Raw genomic sequence first — 20,477 nt, 5'->3', positions numbered from 1 at the left:
GGCCCCCCTTGGCACGGTTCACAAGGACGTGCACCGTGCCAAGGGGTGGGCAGGACCGGTTACTTCACGAGCCGGGACTTCAGGCCGCAGCCGCTGCCGTGGTCTTGCGGGTGGAGACGATCTGGTCCACCAGGCCGTACGCCAGGGCGTCGTCGGCGGTGAGGATCTTGTCGCGCTCGATGTCGTCGCGGATCTTCTCGATCGGCGTCGTCGAGTGCTTGGCCAGCATGTCTTCCAGCTGGGCACGCATGCGCATGATCTCGTTGGCCGCGATCTCCAGGTCGGAGAGCTGCTCACGGCCGGTGCCGCCGGACGGCTGGTGGATCAGCACGCGGGCGTTGGGAAGCGCCATGCGCTTGCCCGGCGTACCCGCGGCGAGCAGGACGGCGGCGGCCGAGGCGGCCTGGCCCATGCAGACCGTCTGGATGTCCGGCTTCACGAACTGCATCGTGTCGTAGATGGCCGTCAGCGCGGTCATCGAGCCGCCGGGGCTGTTGATGTAGACCGAGATGTCGCGGTCGGGGTCCATCGACTCCAGGCACAGCAGCTGCGCCATGACGTCGTTGGCGGACGCGTCGTCGATCTGCACACCGAGGAAGATCACGCGCTCCTCGAAGAGCTTCGCGTACGGGTCGTACTCGCGTACGCCCTGCGAGGTGCGCTCGACGAAGCGCGGGACGATGTAGCGGTTGTCCACCTGCGGACCCGTGTACAGGCCGTTGGCAGGGGCGGAGAAGTTGCTCATGTGGGTGTTCACCATCCTGGTGGCGTTCTTCTGGGCTGGGTTACGGAGCAGTGGCGCGCTAGGGCTCAGGCCCCGGTGCCGCCGCCGCCCGGAACACCCGAAGCAGCGGAGATGATCTCGTCGATGAGGCCGTACTCCTTGGCCTCCTCAGCGGTGTACCAGCGGTCGCGGTCGCCGTCGCGGATGATCGTCTCGACGGTCTGGCCGGAGTGCAGGGCGGTGATCTCCGCCATGCGCTTCTTGGTACGCAGCAGGTACTCGGCCTGGATCTTGATGTCCGAGGCCGTACCGCCGATGCCGGCCGAACCCTGGTGCATCAGGATGTCGGTGTTCGGCAGCGCGTAGCGCTTGCCGGTGGCGCCGCCGGTAAGCAGGAACTGGCCCATCGAGGCCGCCATTCCCATGCCGATGGTGACCACGTCGTTCGGGATGTACTGCATGGTGTCGTAGACCGCCATGCCGGCTGTCACCGAGCCGCCGGGGCTGTTGATGTAGAGGTAGATGTCCTTCTCCGGCTCGGCGGCCAGGAGGAGGAGCTGCGCCGTGATCTTGTTCGCAATGTCGTCGTCGACCTGCTGGCCGAGGAAGATGATGCGCTCGCCAAGCAGTCGGCTGTAGACCTGGTCGCCGAGGCCTCCACCGAGGAACTGCTCGCCGGCGGCGTAGGGCATCAGATTCGTCACGTATTCCACCTGCTCGTCTCTGACGGCTCCGGCCGTCTCAGCGTCTTTGTACGGGGGGTCGGGTATCCCACCCAACCCGCCTACTCATGGACCCTAACGCGCAGGTAGGACAACGCCATCCCGCTTCCCGAACTGTTCGCTCGGAGCGCAAGGTGGTGGGCTCAGGTGTACGTACGGGACGAGGGGGCGCGGGTCCCCTCCAGGGGTACGGCGACGGGCCGCCCGGGTACGACGACGGGCCGCCCGGGTACGACGACGGGCCGCCCGGGTACGACGACGGGCCGCCCGGGTACGACGACGGGCCCGGACGCAGCGAGTGCGTCCGGGCCCGTCGTCACATACCGGAAAGCTGGGGCCCGGAAGGCTGAGCCTTACTTGGCCTCGGCCTCGACGGCGTCCTTGGTCTCGTCCTCGGCGGACTCGGCGGCGGCGTCGGCCGGGGTCTCGTCCGAGACCTCGTCCTCGTCGTCGTCGAGCTCGACGAGCTCACCGTTGGTGTCCTTGACCGTGACGGCCTCGACGACCACGGCGAGCGCCTTGCCGCGGGCGACCTCGCCGACGAGCATCGGCACCTGGCCACCCTCGACGACGGCCTGGGCGAACTGGTCGGGGGACATGCCGGAGGACTGGGCGCGACGCATGAGGTGCTCGGTGAGCTCCTCCTGGTTGACGTTCAGCTTCTCCTTGTTGACCAGTTCGTCGAGGATGAACTGGGTCTTGATGCCCTTGATCGCCTGCTCGGCGGTCTCGGCGTCGAACTCTTCCTCGGTCTTGCCCTGGATCTCCAGGTACTTCGCGAGGTCGATGCCCATCTGGCCGAGCTGGTGGTGCTCCAGGTTGTGCTTGCGGGTCTTGACCTCGTCCGCGAGCAGGTTCTCCGGGATCGGGACCTCGACGAGCTCGATGAGCTTGTCGAGCACGCGCTCCTGGGCCTGGGTGGCCTGGTCGTACTGCTTCATGTTCTCAAGGCGCTTGCGGCTGTCCGCCTTCAGCTCCTCCAGCGTGTCGAACTCCGACGCCATCTGGGCGAAGTCATCGTCCAGCTCGGGGAGTTCACGGGCCGCGACGGCGGTCACCTTGACGGAGACCTCCGCGTCCTTGCCCTCGGCGGAGCCGCCCTTGAGCTGGGAGGTGAAGGTGGCCTCGCCACCGGCCTCCAGGCCCTTCACGGCCTCGTCGATGCCTTCGAGGAGCTCGCCGGAACCGATGGTGTACGAGACACCCTCGGCCACGCCGTCCTCAAGAACTTCGCCGTCGACCTTGGCCTCAAGGTCGATCGTGACGACATCGCCGTCTTCTGCGGCGCGCTCCACCGGGTTGGTGGAGGCGAAGCGACCACGCAGGTCCTCGACAGCCTTCTCGACGTCCTCGTCGGAGACGGTGACGGCGTCGACCTCGACCTCGATGCCGGAGTAGTCCGGGATCTCGATCGACGGGCGGATGTCGACCTCGGCGGTGAAGGCCAGCAGTTCGCCGTCCTTCAGCTCCGTGATGTCCACCTCGGGCTGACCCAGCGGGTTCAGCTCACCCTCGTTGACGGCCTCGGTGTAGAACTTCGGGAGGGCGTCGTTGACGGCCTCCTCCAGAACAGCGCCACGGCCGAACCGCTGGTCGATGACTCGGTTCGGGATCTTCCCCTTGCGGAAGCCCTTCACCGTGACCTGCTGGTTGATCTTCTTGTACGCCGCGTCGAGGCTGTCCTTGAGCTCCTCGAAGGGCACCTCAATGCTGAGCCGAACCCGGGTCGGGTTCAGGGTCTCCACGGCGCTCTTCACGGTTCGGTCTCCTTGGTGGCTGACTTCTGGGGTTCTGCCGAACCGCTCAGTGTGCGGTCCTGCTGATCGGGCCCGGTATCAGACACACGGGCACGCAGCTTGCATAGTAACTGCAAGCGGACGTGCTCCCACAATGCGATCTTGTGGGTGATCTGCGCGATCTTGCTCGTGAGCGGCCCGTGGGCGCCTCGCGCGCGATCCGCGCGTACCTGCGGGAAAAGGCCGGCAGGACGTGCGGTCGAGGACATGCTGGTCGGGGTGGCCGGATTCGAACCGACGACCTTCCGCTCCCAAAGCGGACGCGCTACCAAGCTGCGCCACACCCCGTCGGTGCGACACGTAGGGTACATGCCCCACGGCCCCGCATCGGCCGCTTTACGGCCTCGTGACGCTCCCACCGGAAACGGGGTGTGCATCGATGCGCTGTCACCCGCTACAGTGCTGTCCGTACCCCACTCGCTTCGGCGTCCGCGGGGTACTTGTGCGGGCGTAGCTCAATGGTAGAGCCCTAGTCTTCCAAACTAGCTACGCGGGTTCGATTCCCGTCGCCCGCTCCAAAATGGCCCCCGGTCCGGTGAGTTCGCTCGCCGGGCCGGGGGTTTCTTCGTGCGCACCGGGCCTCGGAAGTTGTCAGAAGCTGATGGAGTTGAGGGTGCTGGCTATGGAGTTGAGGAAGCGCTGGATGTCGTCGGCCATGCCGGTGGAGGCGAGGAAGAAGCCGAAGAGCACGGCTACCAGCGCCGGTCCCGCCTTCAGGCTCTTGCCCCGTATCAGGACTACGAGGACAACTGCCAACAACAGCACCACTGACAGCGAAATGGCCACAACTGATCACACCCTTGGTCGGTCCGTTTTGCCGGCCCGGGGATACACGGCCCAGTGCTTCCCCCGCCGCACCATCGTGCCACCAACACCCCACCGCTGACCGCCGGGTGACGGACAGTTGATGGCTGAATCGCACCAGTGGCCACAGGGGTCACAAGGGGTGTATGAGCCGAAGCTGCTGTCGGAGGGTGGCACGGCCGGGACAGCGCCACTAGGGTGCGTCGAATGCTTCAGGAACACCGTGAGCCCCAGAGCACACCACTGCCGCCGGTGCGGGAGGCCGTTCCCCCGCTCCGGCCGCTGCGGCCGGGCAGGTCCAAGCCGGTGACGCCCGCGCAGGGGGCGGCGGCGGGCCGCGACGCGTACTTCGACAACGCGAAGTACCTGGCGATCGTGCTGGTCGCGATCGGCCACACCTGGCCGATGGTTCTCCAGGGAAGCCGGGCGACCGAGGCGCTGTACATGCTGGTGTACGTCTTCCACATGCCGGCCTTCGTGCTGATCTCTGGCTATTTCTCGCGGTCGTTCGACATGCGTCCGCACAAGTTGCGGCGGCTCGTTTCAAGTGTGGCCGTGCCCTATGTGGTCTTTCAGACGGCGTACGCGGTGTTCTTCGGCGTGATGAAGGACGAGCCGATCTCGGTGCATCTGCTGTCGCCCTGGTTCCTGATGTGGTTCCTGATGGCGCTGTTCGTGTGGCGGCTGCTGACTCCGTTGTTCCTGGCGATCCGGTGGCCGGTGCAGATCTCGCTGCTGATCGCGGCGGCCGCCGCGGCGACGCCGGGCATCGGCGGACAGCTGTCGGCGCAGCGGGTGCTGCAGTTCCTGCCGTTCTTCGTACTGGGTCTGTATCTGCGTCCCGAGCACTTCCGGCTGGTGCAGCGGTGGTCGGTGCGGTGGGCGGCCGTTCCGGTCTTCGCCGTCTCGCTGGCGTTCCTGTACTGGGCAGTGCCGAAGGTGCAGTTGGGCTGGGTGTACCGCAACAGTTCGTCGCAGAGCATGCAGCAGCCCTGGTGGCTGGGCGTGCTGATGTCGTACGCCATGTTCGGCGCGGCCATGGTACTGATCGCCTGTTTCCTGGCGTGGGTGCCCAGGCGGCGGATGTGGTTCACGGCGCTGGGTGCGGGCACGATCGGCGGCTATCTGCTGCACGGGTTCGTGGTGAAGTGGTTCGAGAACAGCGGGCTGGTGAAGGAGTACCAGCTGGATACGCCGCTGGGCCGCGTCGCACTGACGGTGGCGGCGGTGGCGGTGGTGACGGTGCTGTGCACGCCGCCGGTGCGGCGGGTGCTGAAGCCGGTGGCGGAGCCGGATCTGAAGTGGCTGTTCCAGAAGGTGCCGGAGTCGAGGGCGCCGGAGGCCGGGGCGCCGGAGGGTGCCGGGCCGGCTGCCGTCGTCGGTTCCGGGAAGGTGGGGCAGCAGAAGGCTCCGATGCCTCCTGCCGCCGGGGGGAACTAGCCGGAGGGGGTCCGGCCGACCAGGTTGTACGGGATGGGGGTGGCAGCTCCGGGGGGCGCGGGGGCGGCCCGGGTGTCGTGCGCGGGCTGGCGCAGGCGGCGTACGAGAGCGGTCAGCGGCCGGCCGAGGAGTGCGGTCAGCAGGACCGTGTGGGTGGCGAAAGCCGGGCAGATCGCCGTCCTTGAGGAGCAGCGGGCGGCCTTCGCGGCGGTCCAGGGTGAGCGGGTGAGCAGGCCGGTACGGAGGTAGTCCTCGGTGCTGGGCACGCCCTCGGGATCGGCGCATCCGACGCCGAGCACGGCGGTGTCGAGGCCCGAGGTGTGGGTGGGGAGTTCCCGACGGCGACCGGGTGGCCGGGGAAGGTCGGCCGGGCTTGAGGTGGGGGCCAGGGCCGTCGCGGATGGGGCAGCCGTCGCGGATGGAGCGGCCGTCGCGGGTGGAGCGGCCGGGGGCGCCCTGAGGGGTGGGCGGTGTCCGGCCGGAGGGCGGCTCCTGCGAGGGCGCCCAGGGTGTCTCTTCGGGAAGCCTTGCGTGTCGACATGCCAACTCCCCCGTTTTCCGGCCGTGTTGAGGATCTCCGCGGCCGGTCGTTGCGGAGATCCGCTCCGCGACGGAGGGGTTTTTGAGCCGTTCACCCACCCCGTCATGGGCGCACCTGGCACCGCCCCCGCACGGGGGCCGACAGGGGTGGCCCTGTTGCAACGTAAATCGTTCGGTAAACTAATTACTGATGCTTTCTTGACGCACCCTTGACCATTCTTAGTAGGAGGAGCGGGCCCATCGGACACGCGGACACCCTCATAGCCATGGGCGGCGCCTTTCTCGCCGCCGCCGTACTTGCCCGGCTCGGCGGCCGGATCGGCCTGCCGACCATCCCTCTGTTCATCCTGGCCGGGATCCTGCTCGGCCCGCACACCCCTGGTTTCGTACTTCTGAAGGACCCGCACGACCTGGAGATGCTCTCCGCGCTGGGTCTGGTCCTGCTGCTCTTCTACCTCGGCCTCGAATTCCACCTGGACGACCTCAAGAAGGGCGGACGCAGGATGGCGTTCGCCGGGGGCGCGTACCTCCTGCTGAACGTCGGGGCCGGGTTCGGCTTCGGGCTCGCGCTGGGCTGGGGAACGGCGGAGGCGCTGGTACTGGCCGGTGTCCTCGGCATCTCGTCGTCGGCGATCGTCACCAAGGTGCTGGTCGACCTGGGACGGATCGGGAATCCGGAGACCAGGCCGATCCTCGGGATCATCGTGGTCGAGGACATCTTCCTGGCGCTCTACCTGGCCGCGTTGCAGCCGATCCTGTCCGGGGCGGACAGCCTGGCGGCGGCGGCGGTGGACGCGGGCAAGGCCTTCGGCTTCCTGCTGCTGCTCGCGCTGGCGGCGCGGTTCGGGACGAAGGCGATCGGGCGGCTGATCGGCACCAAGGACAACGAACTCCTGGTCATCTCCTTCCTCGGCATGGCGGTCTTCGTGGCCGGGGTCTCCGAGTGGTTCGGGGTGGCGGACGCGATCGGCGCGTTCATGGTCGGCCTGATGCTCGGCAGTACGTCGTCCGGGAAGCGGATCACCGAGCTGGTGCACCCGCTGCGGGACGCGTTCGGGGCGATCTTCTTCTTCGCGTTCGGGCTGTCGATCGACCCCGGGGACCTGCTCGTGGTGTGGGGTCCGGTGCTGATCGCGGTCGCGGTGACGCTGGTGATGAATGTGGTGGCGGGGATGGTCGCCGGGCGGATCTACGGGTTCGGGGCGCAGCCGTCGGCCAATGTGGCCACAACGCTGCTGGCGCGGGGCGAGTTCGCGCTGATCCTGGCGACGATGGCCGCCGGGGCCGGGCTCGACGAGCGGCTGTCGCCGTTCATCGCCGGATATGTGCTGGTGCTGGCGGTGCTGGGGCCGATGGCGGCGGGGAAGTCGCAGTGGCTGGCGAAAGTGCTGCCGGCGGGGCGCGGGGAACCGGCCCTGGCGGTGGAGGTGCCCGAGAAGAAGCGGGCGGGGGTCTAGGGGCTCCCGGCGTCCGGGGCGGTGGGGGTTCCGCGCTCCCGCCGCCCCGTTGTTGTGCGGGGTGGGGGTTGTGCGGGGTGGGGTTGTGCGGGGTGGGGCCGAGGGTGTGTGCCGGAGGGTCAGCCCCGGCAGAGCAGGAGGAGGGCCCGGTCGTCGTTGACGTCCTTGGCGACCGCCTCGATGAGGTGCCAGGCGGCGCCCTCGAAGCCGGCGGCCACATAGCGGTCGGCCTCCCCCGTCAGGCGGTCGACACCCTCGCTGAGATCTCGGCCGGGGGCCTCCACCAGGCCGTCGGTGAAGAGCATGAGGACGTCACCGGGGGCCAGGACACCCTTGGCGGGGTCGAATTCGGCGCCGTCGTAGACACCGAGGAGGGGGCCTTCGCCGGATTTCTCCTCCCAGCGGCCGCTGCCCGCGTGGAGCTGGAGGGCGGGGAGGTGGCCGGCGGAGAGGAGTTCGTACTCGCCGGTTTCCAGGTCGAGGACGAGGTGGATGGAGGTGGCGAAGCCCTCGTCCCAGTCCTGGCGCAGGAGGTAGCCGTTGGCGGCGGGGAGGAAGTCGTGGGGCGGGAGTGAGCCCAGGAGGCCACCGAAGGCGCCGGAGAGGAGGAGGGCGCGGGAGCCCGCGTCCATGCCCTTGCCCGAGACGTCGGTGAGGACGACTTCGAGGGTGCGTCCACCGTCGCCGGTGCGGGCCGCGACCACGAAGTCGCCGGAGAAGGACTGACCGCCGGCCGGGCGCAGCGACATCTCGCTGTGCCAGCCCTTGGGGAGCGCGGGAAGCGCGCTCTGCACCCGGATGCGTTCGCGGAGGTCGAAGAGCATGGTGCCGCCGCGCCGCCACGGAACCCCGACCCTGGCCCGGAACTGGGCGATGACCAGCCCGAAGAACCCACAGGCGGCCACCGTGAGGACGGTGCCGGGAGTGACTCTGGCCGGGCCCTGGGTGTAGGGACCCAGCACGACGGACTCGATGATCAGCGCGGTCGCGGCGGCGGCGTACAGACCGAGCAGGCTGGCCGGGCGCAGCAGCAGTCCCCCGGCGACGATCGGCAGCACCAGCATCGACGGGGCGCACCACACCGGTGTCAGCACCGTCCCCAGCGCGATGGCCGGCACGGTCAGCATCAGGGCCGCCAGCGCGATCCAGTCCGAGCCGTCTCCCCGGAAGTAGTCGACCCCGCTGCGGCGCAGCCCACCGCGGACCCGGTGCGCCCACTTGCGCAGCCGGGCCGAGAACGAGGCGACTCCCACGGCTTGGCCCATCGTCGTGGACCCTACCGACCCGCACGGCTTCCTCGCAGGGGGACCCCTATGACATCGCGTTCGAATGGGGTGGATTGTGCCGCAGGCCGCTGATAGGCAGGGCATATGACTACGGAATTGCGAGTGCCGGACGAGAGTGACTGGGACACCTGGTTCGGGCCACTGGAAACGGCCTTCGGCGGGGTCGCCACGTCCCGGGAGATGCAGGATCTGTGGCGCGGTCTGACGGAGTTCGACCGCTCGCTGGGGGCGTGGGACGGCGACCTCTGCGTCGGCACCGCGAGCAACATCAGCTTCCAACTGTCTGTCCCCGGGGGCGCGTTGCTGCCCACGGCAGGTCTGACCATGGTCAGCGTGGCCGCGACGCACCGCCGCCGCGGGATCCTCACCTCGATGATGCGCCGCCAGTTGGACGACGTACGGGCGCGTGGTGAGGCCGTCGCGGTGCTCACCGCTTCGGAGCCGGTGATCTACGGCCGGTTCGGTTACGGCACAGGCGCCTTCGAGCTCATGGCGCGGATCGACACCACCCGGGTGTCCCTGTCCGTACCGGACGGTACGGACGCCGTACGACTGCGGTATGCGCAGGTGACCGACGAGGCCGTCCACCGGACGTGCGAGGAGATCTACGCGCGGGCGGTCTTCGAGCGGCCCGGGATGCTGGCGCGGCAGCCCGGCTGGGACCGGGCCCTGCTGGCGGACCCGGAGACGGGGCGGGACGGGGCGTCCGCGCTCCAGTGCGTGCTGGCCGAGGACGGCCAGGGGCGGGCGCTCGGCTTCGCCCGCTACCGGGTGAAGCCGGACTGGGGTCCGGCCGGGGCGGACGGGGAGGTGCAGCTGACGGACCTGGAGGTGCTGCCCGGTGAGCGGGCCCCGCAGACGTACGCCGCCCTGTGGCGCTTCCTCTTCGACCTCGACCTGACGTCGGCGCTGACGGTCCGGGAGCGGCCTCTCGACGATGCCTGGCAGCACCTGGTCTCCGACGTACGGCGCTGTCTGCCCACCACCCGCGACGCGTTGCACGTACGTCTGGTGGACGTGGGGGCGGCGCTGGAGGCGCGGACGTACCGGACGCCGGTGGATGTGGTGTTCGAGGTCGAGGATGCCTTCTGCCCGTGGAACGAGGGGCGTTGGCGGCTGACCGGCGACGCCAAGGGCGCGGTGTGCGTGCGGACCGCGGACGCGGCCGAAGTGGCTCTGTCGGTAAGGGAGTTGGGGGCGGCCTATCTCGGCGGGGTGTCCCTGGTGTCGCTGGCGGCGGCCGGGCGGGTGCGGGAGCTGCGCGAGGGGGTGGTGCGGGAGGTGTCGACGGCGTTCGGGTCGGAGGTGGCGCCGAGGCTGCCGCACAAGTTCTGAGGGTTGTTCCGAGGGCCTGTCCGCGGGTGCGGCTCAGCTCTTCTGGCAGGTGGGGCACCAGAAGAGGTTGCGGGCGGCGAGGTCGGCGGTGCGGATCTCGGTGTCGCACAGCAGGCAGGGCATGGCGGCGCGGCGGTAGACGTAGACCTCGCCGCCGTGGTCGTCCTTGCGGGGCGGGCGGCCCATCGCCTCAGGGGTGTGTTCCGGGCGGACGGTGTCGATCCGGTTGTTCCGGACGCCTTCGCGCATGAGGGCGACGAGGTCGTCCCAGAGCGCCTGCCACTGGGCGGCCCGGAGGTCCTTGCCCGGGGTGTACGGGTCGATGCCGTGCCGGAAGAGGACTTCGGCGCGGTAGACGTTGCCGACGCCGGCGACGATCTTCTGGTCCATCAGGAGGGCGGCGATCGTCGTACGGGAACGCTGGATGCGCCGGAACGCGCGGTCGGAGTCCGCATCGTCGCGCAGCGGGTCCGGGCCGAGACGGTCGTGGACGGCCTGCTTCTCGGCGTCGGTGATCAGGGCGCAGGTGGTGGGGCCGCGGAGGTCGGCGTACGCGGTCGGGGTGAGCAGCCGCAGGCGGATGGTGTCGGTGGGCGGCGGGGCGGGGGTGTCGCCGAGGGCGTACTTGCCGAAGAGGCCGAGGTGGATGTGGATCCAGGTGTCGCCCTCGAAACCGAGGAAGAGGTGCTTGCCGTGGGCTTCGGCGGTGTGCATCACCTTGCCGGTGAGGAGGGCGGCGGACTCGGCGAAGCGGCCCTGGGGGCTGGTGGGGTGGGGACGGGTACCGGAGAAGAGGGCCAGGTGGTCTGCCGCGAGGCGGTGGATGGTGTGGCCTTCGGGCACTGAGGGGCTCCGGGGGGTGTGGGGGGCGGGGGTTTGCCGTCCACCGGGACGCGGGGTCGTACGGATTGGCCTGCGCGGGTCCCGGGACGCGAGATCGTACGCGTGGGCCTGCGCGGGCCCCGGGACTCGGGGTGTACGCATGGGCCTGCGCGGGCCCCGGGACTCGGGGTGTACGCATGGGCCTGCGCGGGCCCCGGGACTCGGGGTGTACGCATGGGCCTGCGCGGGGTGTTCGCACGGGGCGGCTCCCTTGCGCGGGCTCCCTTCCCAGCTCCTTGGAGGCGCCTGGCGCCCCTTCAGGGGCGCGGGGAACTGCGCGACCAGCCCCCCACTCACCTGCCACTCACCCACCCACCCCTGGAGGGCCCGCCACCTCGCCGGGGTCTGGGGGCTCGCCCCCAGTTTCGGGAAGGGGCGGGGTGGGGTGAAGCCCCGCGCAGCGGGCCGACGCTCCGGGGTGGGAGCGGTGCCGGGGTGGGCCGGGACGGCAAGGGTGCGACTCCGTCGGGGGCCGCCCCCTTGCCCGCCCGTTCCGCCCCCGGGGGGCGGCCCCGCCGCCCAAGCGGGCGGGGGTAACGGGAGGAGGGGGCGGCCCCGCCGCCCAAGCGGGCGGGGGTAACGGGAGGAGGGGGCGGCCCCGTCGCCCCAGCGGGCTACCAGGAGTGGCGGGCAGGGAGGCGGCCCGCCCCAGCCGGGAGGTTAGTTCTGGGGGTGGTGTGGGGGGATGGGCGGGAGGGCGCCGGTGGATTCGTAGGTGGAGAGCATCTCGATGCGGCGGGTGTGACGGGGCTCGTTCGAGTACGGCGTCGAGAGGAAGATCTCGACGAACTTGGTCGCCTCGGCCTCCGTGTGCATCCGCCCACCGACGGAGAGAACGTTCGCGTTGTTGTGCTCGCGGCCGAGCGCCGCCGTCTGCTCGCTCCAGGCGAGGGCGGCCCGTACACCCTTGACCTTGTTCGCGGCGATCTGCTCCCCGTTGCCGGAGCCGCCGATCACAATGCCCAGCGAGTCAGGGTCCGCGGCCGTCTTCTCGGCGGCGCGGAGGCAGAACGGCGGGTAGTCGTCCTGGGCGTCGTAGATGTGGGGACCACAGTCGACGGGGTCGTGGCCGTGGGCCTTGAGCCACTCGACGAGGTGGTTCTTGAGTTCGTATCCGGCATGGTCGGAACCGAGGTACACGCGCATGGTCGAAGTGTGGCATGCGGGACGCCGGGTAGGCAGGACCGGGGTAAGGACCTTGGTCCCCCGTCGTCCGGGACCGAAGCCCCGGACCTTCGTCCGTACAACGATCCGGAATCGTCCCTTCCGATTCGTCCGGGGCTCGGCTTGAATGCGGGGGCTCGCAACCCGAGCGTCAGGACCCCTGGGGCCCGATGACGTGCCCGAACGATGGACGAATGAGGATTCTGCATGAGCGCGCAGCCGACTCAGGCGAAGAAGGCCGAGAAGGACAGAGGGCCCGGCAGCCCCGGTAACCCCGGGGGCGCGGGCTCCACAGCGAACGGCTCGAACGGCGCGAACGACAGCGGCGGCCTTCAGGCCGGTCTGAAGAACCGGCACCTCTCCATGATCGCGATCGGCGGCGTCATCGGCGCCGGTCTGTTCGTCGGCTCCGGTGCGGGTATCGCCGCCGCGGGTCCGGCGATCCTGCTCTCGTACGCCCTGGTCGGCGCGATGGTCGTGTTCGTGATGCGGATGCTCGGTGAGATGGCTGCCGCCCGGCCGTCGTCGGGCTCGTTCTCGGCGTACGCGGACCAGGCGCTCGGCCGGTGGGCCGGGTTCTCGATCGGCTGGCTGTACTGGTTCTTCTGGGTCGTGGTGCTGGCCGTCGAGGCGACCGCGGGTGCGAAGATCCTCGAAGGCTGGATACCGGCGGTGCCGCAGTGGGGCTGGGCCCTGATCGTCATGCTGGTGCTGACGGCCACCAACCTCGCCTCGGTCGCGTCGTACGGCGAGTTCGAGTTCTGGTTCGCGGGGATCAAGGTCGTCGCGATCGGCGCGTTCGTCGTGATCGGTCTGCTGGCGGTCTTCGGGATCCTGCCCGGCTCGGACAACCCCGGCACCGGATTCGCGCATCTGACGGACACCGGGGGCTTCTTCCCCCATGGGTACGGGGCGATCCTGACCGGCGTACTGATGGTCGTCTTCTCGTTCATGGGATCGGAGATCGTCACTCTGGCCGCCGGTGAGTCCCAGGACCCGCAGCGTGCCGTCACCAAGGCCACCAACAGCGTCATCTGGCGCATCGGCATCTTCTACCTCGGCTCGATCTTCGTCGTGCTGACGCTGCTGCCGTGGAACGACAAGTCGATCGTCGCCGAGGGCGGTTCGTACGTCGCGGCCCTGAACTCGATCGGCATCCCGCACGCCGGCCAGATCATGAACGTGATCGTGCTGACGGCCGTGCTGTCCTGCCTCAACTCGGGCCTCTACACGGCCTCCCGGATGGCTTTCTCGCTCGGCCAGCGCGGTGACGCGCCGCGCAGCTTCACCAGGGTGAGCAAGGGGGGCGTGCCGCAGATCGCGATCCTCTCCTCGGTCGTCTTCGGCTTCGTCGCCGTGTTCTTCAACTACATGTGGCCGGACACGGTCTTCCAGTTCCTGCTGAACTCCTCGGGCGCGGTCGCGCTGTTCGTGTGGCTGGTCATCTGCTTCACCCAGCTGCGGATGCGCGGGATGATTCTGCGCGAGGACCCGTCCAAGCTGGTCGTGAAGATGTGGCTCTTCCCGTACCTGACCTGGGCGACGATCGCGATGATCTCGTTCGTGCTGGTCTACATGCTGACCGATGACGCCGGCCGCACCCAGGTGCTGCTGTCGCTGCTGGTGGCCGCGCTGGTGGTCGGTTTCGCGCTGGTCCGCGAGGTCGTGCAGAAGCGGAACGGCACGCTGCCGTCCGCCTCCGCCGCCGTACCGGATCAGAGTGCCACGAACGAGTCGGTCACCCGCTCGTAGTTGCCGAAGGCCTCGTCGCGGGCGGTCTTCTCGAACCAGACATTGAGCTGGTACGACTTGCCGCCCGCGTTGAAGCCGATCTGGCGGGCCTGCCAGGGCCGGTCGGACTGGGTGAAGTAGTACTCCCAGATGATGGCGGGCCTGCCCTGGAAGGTGGTCCGCTCCAGCCGGATCTTGGCGTAGCCCAACACGTCGTGGGAGTCGGCCTCGAACTGTTCCCACTGCTTCAAGAGATCGCCGCCTCGTGCCAATGAGTACGAGGCGGCGATCTCCTGTGTGCCGTTGGGCGAGTGGTAGTGCACGTTGGAGGGGCTCTTCGCGCTGCGGGTCCAGCCGGACGGGGGCACCCAGGCGAACCCGGTCTCGTTCCGGCTGCCGGGCAGGACCGCGGTGGTGGGCGGCCGGGCCGTCCCGGCGACGGTGGGCGGCAGGGTGGTGTTCGCGCTGCCCTTCCTCCCCGGGTCCGCCCCCTGCGTGAGCACCACGACGATCGTCGCCACCACGGCGATACCGACCCCACCGGCAACGACAGCGAGAACCCGGGTGCGGGCTCGGGCGCGGTGGTGGGGGGTGTCCGGGGTGGGAGTGGGTGCGTGGAGGAAGGTCTCGGGGGGTGCGGCTTCGGGGGAAGTGGCCTCGGGGGAAGTGGCCTCGGCGGTACGGGGGTCGGCGGCCGGAATGCCTGTGGCAGGGGTACCGGTGTCGGGGGTGCCTGTGCCGGGGGTGCCTGTGCCGGGTGGGTCGGCGGCGAGGTCCGGGTGCGTTGTTCCGGCGACGGTGAGCGGGGGCTCGGCGGTGGCGACGCCCGCGTCCGCGTCCGGGATGTGCGTACCGGTGTCGGAGGTGGAGGTGCTGGTTCCGAGTGGATCAGCGGATTCCTCGACGGGCTCGGGAGCTTCGGGAATCTCGGGGGCTTCAGAGGCCGCAGGCGTCTCAGGGGTCTCGGCAACGCCGGTGACTTCAGGGGCCTGTGGGGTCCGAGGGGCGGGCTCGGTGGCGCCCGGGAGCGGGCTGCTGACCTCCGTCGGGGTGCGCGGCGGCGCCGGCGCGGCGGCCGAGGACTCGTCCGGTGACGGCTCGGGGGTCTCCTCCTGGGGGCTGGTCGCGGGGGTGGTGGGCAGGGGCACGGGAGTGGGTACGACGGTGGCCGCGTAACCCTCCGGGACCGAGTCCTCGGGAGGCCGCGCGCCACCCCTGCGGCCGAACCGGACCCCGCGCCCTCGCTTGCGCCGGGAGGCAGGCGGCTCGGGTACGGCTTCCGGCACGGGACCGGCTGCGTCCGCACGTACGGGATCGGGCGCGGCCGAGTCGGGGGCGCTCTCCCGTACGGGCTCCTGCGGGGGCTCGGGTGGGGGCTCGGGTGGGGGCTCCTGCTTGCTTTCCTCCGGTACGGAGCCCCGCCGGACCTCCGTCGCGGGATGCGGCCGGGGCTCCCGTACCGTCGCCGAACGCTCCACCTGTGCCCGGGCCTCCGGTTCGGGCTCCGGCGCGGGTGGCCAGGCCCTCGGGTCGGCCGCCGCATCCGGTTCGGCGGGGCTCGCGGGCCGTCCGGCCGGAGCCCGGAGTTCGGCCGTGCCCGAGCGCCTGGGTGTCCCGGTGACGGTGGGGCCGTGGGCTTCGGCTTCGGGTTCGGGTTCGGGTTCCGATTCCGGCGTCGGCTCGGGCTCGGGAGCAATCGCAGCCGCTTCACCGGACACCTCACCAGCCGGCCCGGCAGGCGACTCCCCCCTCGTCGGCTCGGGCCCCGGCGCCCCGGCTTCCGTCGGCGCCTCCGCCTCCGTACCCTCCGGCGAAGTACCCACATCACGACCGGCCTCAGGCCCCACAGGCCCCACCGGCTCCACCAACGTCGGAGTCCGCGCCGGGCTCACCAGCGCCTGCAACGACTCGTAGAGCGCGTCCACCGTCGGCCTGGACTCCGGCTCCTTGGCCAGCAGGGCGGCCAGCAACGGGGTCAACTCGGCGGCCTCCGGCGGGAGTTCCGGCTCCTCGTACAGCACCGCGTGCAGGGTGGCCATGGTGGTGGGGCGGGTGAAGGGAGAGGTGCCCGCGACCGCCGCGCACAGTGTGGCGCCCAGTGACCACAGGTCGGAAGGGGCGCCCTGGGGCCGGCCGCCGACCCGCTCGGGGGCCATGTAGTCCGGTGAGCCGACCAGCATGCCGACGATGGTCAGCGCCGTGGTGTTCTGGATGGCGGCGATGCCGAAGTCCGTGAGGACGACACGGTCGTTGCCTCGGCCGAGGAGGACGTTGCCGGGCTTGATGTCACGGTGCAGCACTCCCCGCGCATGGACCTCGCGCAGCGCGGCCGTCACCCCGAGCCCGATCCGGGCCGCCTCGCGCGGCGAGACCGGGCCGTTCTCCACCAGCAGTTGCTCCAGGGAGCGTGAATCCACCAGTTCCATCACGATCCACAACCGCTCGCCCTCGTCGGCGACGTCGTAAACCCGCACTACATTCGGGTGGTCTATACGTGCTGTGGCCCGCGCTTCCCGCAAAGTCCTTTCGCGGCGAATTCGATTGTCCTCTGCATCCAATCCGTCGACACGCATTTCCTTTACGGCGACGGAGCGGTCGAGTATCTCGTCATACGCACGCCACACCCGCCCCATGCCACCCTGGCCTATCGTCTCCCCCAGCCGGTAACGACCGGCGATCAATAACCCCTGCACCCCGCCACTCGTAAATCCCGGCATCCCCGTCCCCCTCCTCAGCATCTGCTGTGAACCGGCTGCGACCAGGACAGAAGCATTAACTTCCCACCATTGCATCACAGTTGGACGCAATCTTGTGGTACTCCTGCATGTACAGCTGGCGCTGTCCGGAAAAAGGGCCGGCTGACGCTGTTCAGAATAAGGGGGCTGGGAAATGCTCGAAAAGATCGGGAAAGAGATCGTCGGCAGGCGTGCGGGATCTTGTCTGGCGGTAGCGGCAGCGTCTGTCCTGATACTTCCTTACGGCGCGTTCGCCGCCGATCCCACACCCGGAAGCACTCAGGGCGGTACCCCCGGCCCCAGCGCTCCCGCCGACCTGAAGATCTCGACGGAACTTCCCACAAAGATTTCAGTCGACAACAAAACCGGAAAGACAAAAATCACCGCGACCGTGGCCAACAAGGGCACAAAGGCCACCGGTCCGATCACCCTCGCCGTCGTCGGCTTCGACGGTCTGAAGGTCGGCGCCGTCCCTGGCTGTGTGCAGGTCCCGGCGGCCAGGCTGCCGAAGGGGTCCAACAGCGGGTACGCCTGCATCCTCGCGGACCTCGCGGCGGGCAAGTCCAAGTCGTACGACGTGGACGCGACCTTCGACCTGAAGAAGCAGGGAAAGATCTGCCTGCCGGTCACCGAGGGCACCAGCGAGAAGCTCCTCTGGCAGCAGGGCCCGGTCGACTTCGGCACCAGCAAGCCGACGCCGAACGCACCTGACACCCCGCTCCTCCTCAACACCGCCAACGTCCCGCTCGGGCCCGACTCACCCGCTCCCGCCCCCGGCACCAGCAAGCCCCCGGGCCTGCCGCGCACCGGTGTCGGCTCGGACGCCCTGCCACTCGGCGTGGCCGGTGCGCTGCTGCTCGCGGCGGGCGGCGCGGGCTTCTGGTGGAGCAGGCGCGAGCGCTCCGTGAAGCAGCACTGAAAGAGGGGGTCACCGGCATGGCGCAGGGGTCGTCCCGAGGAGCTGAGCTCCTCGGGACGACCCCTGCGGCGTAACGGACACCCTCGCGCTAGGCGCTCAGCGCGACCACGATCTCCGTGTCCTCGAACTCGCCGGTCGGCCTGAAGCCGAGCGACGCGTACAGCGCGGCGGCGGGCGCGTTCGCCGGGTCGTACGAGAGCCGGATCTCGCGGCACTCGGGGAGCGCGCGCAGCCTGCGGATCAGCGCGTGCATGGCCGCGCGCCCCACTCCGCCGCCCTGTTGCCCGGCGGCGACGACCATCCCGCCGATCCAGTGGGTGCCGTCCTCGTCGTCGTACGCCCACATGACATGGCCGACGATCTCGTCACCGGCCCGCACCGCGAGCGAGTTCCACTCCCCGCCGCGCATCGAGAGCAGCAGATAGCGGGCGGCGAGTGCGGCGACGAAGCGGCGCTGGTCGTCGGCGGGCGCGATGTCGGCGACGGCACGCCAGTTGGTGTCGTCGATCTCGTCGAGGACGACGGTGCGGCCGAGGCGGTCGGTGCTGGTCGCGTCGGGAATGTTCACGTCGGTGCCGGGCATCGGGCGGCTCAGCCCTTGCGGCCCGCGAGCTTCCAGGCGGCGGGCAGGGCGCCCATCGCCAGGGCGGCCTTGAGGGCGTCGCCGATCAGGAAGGGGACGACACCGGCGGCGAGGGCGGCGGTGAGGTTCATGCCGGTGACGGCCATCAGGTAGGGGACGCCGACCGCGTAGATGATCGCGGAGCCGACGGCCATGGTGCCCGCGGTGCGCAGCACCGAGCGGTCGCCGCCGCGGCGGGCGAGGGCGCCGACGGCGGTGGCGGCCAGCAGCATGCCGATGACGTAGCCGAAGGAGGCGCCGCCGGGACCGGACGTACCGGACTGGAACCACGGCATTCCGGCCATGCCCACCAGCGCGTACAGGGCGAGCGACAGGAAGCCGTTGCGGGCGCCGAGGGTGGCGCCGACCAGCAGGGCGGCGAAGGTCTGGCCGGTGACCGGGACCGGGGAGCCCGGCACCGGGAGTGCTATCTGGGCCGCGAGGCCGGTGAGCGCCGCGCCTCCGGTGACGAGTGCGAGGGTGCGCACCCGAGTGGCCGGAAGCAGGTCGGCAAGGACCGCGCCGGGGCGCGTGGGGACGGCAGCAGTGCTCATCGGGACTCCGCGGGAAGAGAGGGGTAAGTGGAGGGCAGTCAGGGACATGGCGACGTTAGCCCAGGGGCCGTCGCCCGCTCACCCTAGGACGCCGACAAAGCCTGGAACAGGGGATTGGTGGACTTCACACAAAGGGTGCGAGGTCCGGGCGGCGGGACGTGATGCGCGTCACTGGCACCGTAGAGAGATAGGTCCCTTTTGCGCAGGGGACAGGGGAGAGGGGAGACTGTGGGGTCCCGCCAAATCCCAGTGATCGTACGACCGCGGCCTCAGGTCCCGCTCGACGGTCCTTCGAGAGTACGAGCGCCATGCAAGACCAGCAGCAGCTCCGCACGTCCGAGCCGGCTGAGCCGCCCGGGAACAGGGAGCCCCTGTCCGCCGGCCTCAAGCAGCGCCATCTGACCATGCTCGGTCTGGGCGGGGTGATCGGTGCGGGCCTGTTCGTGGGCTCGGGTGCCGGGATCGCCGTCGCGGGGCCCGGCATCGTGCTGTCGTATCTGATCGCGGGCACCCTCGCGTTGCTGGTGATGCGGATGCTGGGTGAGATGTCGGCGGCGATGCCGGCATCGGGGTCCTTCTCGGTGCACGCGGAGCGGGCGCTCGGCCGGTGGGCGGGGTTCAGCGTCGGCTGGCTGTACTGGTTCCTGCTGGTGGTGGTCCTCGCCGTGGAGGCGACCGGAGCGGCGAAGATCGCCAACGGGTGGGCGCCGGGGGTTCCGCAGTGGGGCTGGGTGCTGATCTTCATGGTGGTCTTCACGGTCGCCAATCTGGCCGCGGTGAAGAACTTCGGTGAGTTCGAGTTCTGGTTCGCGGCGCTGAAGGTGGGCGCGATCGTGCTCTTCCTGGCGCTCGGTCTGCTGGCGGTCTTCGGGCTGCTGCCTGCTGCGTCCAGTTTTTCTGGCGACCCCGTCGGCATGACCAATCTGACCGGCCGGGGCGGCTTCCTGCCCAACGGCTGGGCAGGGGTGGTCTCCGGTGTGCTGGCCGTGGTCTTCGCCTTCGGCGGCCTGGAGGTCGTGACGATCGCCGCCGCCGAGACCGACGACCCGGCCCGCGCGGTCGGGCGTGCCGTGCGCAGCGCGGTGTTCCGGATCCTGTTCTTCTACGTCGGCTCGATGCTGGTCATCGTGACCCTGCTGCCGTGGAACACGATGACACCGGGTCTGAGCCCGTATGTCGCCGTGCTCGACCGGATCGGCGTCCCCTCGGCCGGCTCGATCATGAACATCGTGGTGTTCGTGGCGCTGCTCTCGGCCCTCAACGCCAACCTCTACGGCTCCTCGCGGATGATCTTCTCGCTGGCCGAGCGTGCCGAGGCGCCCAAGGGGCTGCTGGTCACCTCACCGGGCGGTGTTCCGCGCCGGGCGGTGCTCGCGTCCGTCGCCTTCGGGTTCGTCTCGGTGGTGCTCAATCTGCTGTGGCCCGACACCGTCTTCTTCTACCTGCTCAACGCGGTCGGAGCGGTGCTGCTCTTCGTCTGGGGTCTGATCGCGGTCTCGCAGCTCAAGCTGCGACGGCGGATCGAGCGGGAGATGCCGGAGCGGCTGACCCTGAAGATGTGGGCGTTCCCGTATCTGACCTGGGCGGCGCTGGCCGCGATGGGTGTCGTTCTGGTGCTGATGCTGATCGACGACACGGCCCGGCCGCAGCTACTCGCCTCGGCGGGAGCGACCGCACTGGTACTGCTGGTGGCACTGGTGCGGGAGTTGCGCGCGAGGCGTGCTTAGATTTTCACGGTGTGTGAGCGTCGTGTCCGTATAGCGGTC

19 protein-coding genes and 2 tRNA genes are annotated in these 20,477 nt (G+C 69.8%); 7 read left to right on the top strand and 14 right to left on the bottom strand.

From position 1 onward, the window contains the following. Positions 1-79: 79 nt before the first annotated feature. The 6 genes from ACIA73_RS17220 to ACIA73_RS17195 form a co-directional block, all read right to left on the bottom strand. Positions 80-760 (bottom strand): ATP-dependent Clp protease proteolytic subunit, encoded by a 681-nt coding sequence (locus tag ACIA73_RS17220; protein WP_399439339.1) that lies wholly within the window; start codon positions 758-760, stop codon positions 80-82. Positions 761-810: 50 nt separating this feature from the next. Next, positions 811-1,416 carry an ATP-dependent Clp protease proteolytic subunit gene (locus ACIA73_RS17215; protein WP_399439441.1) on the bottom strand — a complete coding sequence of 202 codons (606 nt, stop codon included), beginning with the start codon at positions 1,414-1,416 and terminating at the stop codon, positions 811-813. Positions 1,417-1,589: 173 nt separating this feature from the next. After that, positions 1,590-1,766: a hypothetical protein gene (locus tag ACIA73_RS17210; RefSeq protein WP_399439338.1), complete on the bottom strand. Its 177-nt coding sequence runs from the start codon at positions 1,764-1,766 to the stop codon at positions 1,590-1,592. 33 nt (positions 1,767-1,799) lie between these two features. Beyond that, entirely contained in the window at positions 1,800-3,203 is a 1,404-nt protein-coding gene (gene tig, locus ACIA73_RS17205; RefSeq protein ID WP_399439337.1) for a trigger factor, read from the bottom strand. Continuing rightward, positions 3,200-3,451 (bottom strand): hypothetical protein, encoded by a 252-nt coding sequence (locus tag ACIA73_RS17200; protein ID WP_399439336.1) that lies wholly within the window; start codon positions 3,449-3,451, stop codon positions 3,200-3,202. The genes tig and ACIA73_RS17200 overlap by 4 nt, the downstream gene beginning before the upstream one ends. Before the next feature lie 2 nt (positions 3,452-3,453). Further along, positions 3,454-3,530 (bottom strand) — tRNA-Pro (locus ACIA73_RS17195). 156 nt (positions 3,531-3,686) lie between these two features. On the opposite strand from ACIA73_RS17195, the gene ACIA73_RS17190 reads away from it, so the two are divergent. Then, positions 3,687-3,760 (top strand) — tRNA-Gly (locus ACIA73_RS17190). A gap of 73 nt (positions 3,761-3,833) precedes the next feature. Here the strand turns inward: ACIA73_RS17190 and ACIA73_RS17185 are convergent. Beyond that, entirely contained in the window at positions 3,834-4,028 is a 195-nt protein-coding gene (locus ACIA73_RS17185) for a hypothetical protein (protein WP_399439334.1), read from the bottom strand. A 225-nt stretch (positions 4,029-4,253) separates the two neighbouring features. Here ACIA73_RS17185 and ACIA73_RS17180 point away from each other — a divergent pair, with 225 nt between their 5' ends. Next, positions 4,254-5,486, top strand: coding sequence for an acyltransferase family protein (locus ACIA73_RS17180; RefSeq protein ID WP_399439333.1), 1,233 nt, complete (start codon positions 4,254-4,256; stop codon positions 5,484-5,486). On the opposite strand, the gene ACIA73_RS17175 is transcribed toward ACIA73_RS17180, so the two are convergent. Then, on the bottom strand, positions 5,483-5,752 hold the full coding sequence (locus tag ACIA73_RS17175) for a hypothetical protein (RefSeq protein WP_399439332.1): 270 nt from the start codon (positions 5,750-5,752) through the stop codon (positions 5,483-5,485). The two genes, ACIA73_RS17180 and ACIA73_RS17175, sit on opposite strands and share 4 nt — an antisense overlap. Positions 5,753-6,292: 540 nt before the next feature. On the opposite strand from ACIA73_RS17175, the gene ACIA73_RS17170 reads away from it, so the two are divergent. After that, on the top strand, positions 6,293-7,483 hold the full coding sequence (locus tag ACIA73_RS17170; RefSeq protein ID WP_399439331.1) for a cation:proton antiporter: 1,191 nt from the start codon (positions 6,293-6,295) through the stop codon (positions 7,481-7,483). A 119-nt stretch (positions 7,484-7,602) separates the two neighbouring features. Here the strand turns inward: ACIA73_RS17170 and ACIA73_RS17165 are convergent, their stop codons facing one another. Then, entirely contained in the window at positions 7,603-8,748 is a 1,146-nt protein-coding gene (locus tag ACIA73_RS17165) for a PP2C family protein-serine/threonine phosphatase (RefSeq protein WP_399439330.1), read from the bottom strand. A 105-nt stretch (positions 8,749-8,853) separates the two neighbouring features. Between ACIA73_RS17165 and ACIA73_RS17160 the strand changes: the two genes are divergently transcribed. Beyond that, complete coding sequence (locus tag ACIA73_RS17160; RefSeq protein WP_399439329.1) at positions 8,854-10,104, top strand: GNAT family N-acetyltransferase; 1,251 nt, start codon at positions 8,854-8,856, stop codon at positions 10,102-10,104. A 33-nt stretch (positions 10,105-10,137) separates the two neighbouring features. Here the strand turns inward: ACIA73_RS17160 and ACIA73_RS17155 are convergent, their stop codons facing one another. Next, positions 10,138-10,947: an Fpg/Nei family DNA glycosylase gene (locus ACIA73_RS17155; RefSeq protein WP_399439328.1), complete on the bottom strand. Its 810-nt coding sequence runs from the start codon at positions 10,945-10,947 to the stop codon at positions 10,138-10,140. 699 nt (positions 10,948-11,646) lie between these two features. After that, positions 11,647-12,132 carry a ribose-5-phosphate isomerase gene (locus tag ACIA73_RS17150; protein WP_399439327.1) on the bottom strand — a complete coding sequence of 162 codons (486 nt, stop codon included), beginning with the start codon at positions 12,130-12,132 and terminating at the stop codon, positions 11,647-11,649. 225 nt (positions 12,133-12,357) lie between these two features. Here ACIA73_RS17150 and ACIA73_RS17145 point away from each other — a divergent pair, with 225 nt between their 5' ends. Beyond that, positions 12,358-13,902, top strand: coding sequence for an amino acid permease (locus ACIA73_RS17145; RefSeq protein WP_399439326.1), 1,545 nt, complete (start codon positions 12,358-12,360; stop codon positions 13,900-13,902). On the opposite strand, the gene ACIA73_RS17140 is transcribed toward ACIA73_RS17145, so the two are convergent. Continuing rightward, a complete protein-coding gene (locus ACIA73_RS17140; RefSeq protein ID WP_399439325.1) occupies positions 13,866-16,598 on the bottom strand; it encodes a protein kinase in 2,733 nt (910 codons plus the stop codon). The genes ACIA73_RS17145 and ACIA73_RS17140 overlap by 37 nt on opposite strands. A gap of 409 nt (positions 16,599-17,007) precedes the next feature. On the opposite strand from ACIA73_RS17140, the gene ACIA73_RS17135 reads away from it, so the two are divergent. Further along, positions 17,008-17,535: an LPXTG cell wall anchor domain-containing protein gene (locus tag ACIA73_RS17135; RefSeq protein ID WP_399439324.1), complete on the top strand. Its 528-nt coding sequence runs from the start codon at positions 17,008-17,010 to the stop codon at positions 17,533-17,535. Positions 17,536-17,623: 88 nt separating this feature from the next. Here the strand turns inward: ACIA73_RS17135 and ACIA73_RS17130 are convergent, their stop codons facing one another. Then, positions 17,624-18,118, bottom strand: coding sequence for a GNAT family N-acetyltransferase (locus ACIA73_RS17130; protein ID WP_399439322.1), 495 nt, complete (start codon positions 18,116-18,118; stop codon positions 17,624-17,626). 8 nt (positions 18,119-18,126) lie between these two features. Then, positions 18,127-18,711 carry a biotin transporter BioY gene (locus ACIA73_RS17125; RefSeq protein ID WP_399439321.1) on the bottom strand — a complete coding sequence of 195 codons (585 nt, stop codon included), beginning with the start codon at positions 18,709-18,711 and terminating at the stop codon, positions 18,127-18,129. A gap of 308 nt (positions 18,712-19,019) precedes the next feature. Here ACIA73_RS17125 and ACIA73_RS17120 point away from each other — a divergent pair, with 308 nt between their 5' ends. Then, a complete protein-coding gene (locus ACIA73_RS17120; protein WP_399439320.1) occupies positions 19,020-20,438 on the top strand; it encodes an amino acid permease in 1,419 nt (472 codons plus the stop codon). Positions 20,439-20,477 lie beyond the last annotated feature (39 nt).

Source organism: Streptomyces sp. NPDC051561, assembly GCF_044454195.1.
Lineage (GTDB): Bacteria > Actinomycetota > Actinomycetes > Streptomycetales > Streptomycetaceae > Streptomyces.
The sequence above is the reverse complement of the archived record's forward strand: the minus strand, read 5'-3'. Positions and strand labels throughout refer to the sequence as shown.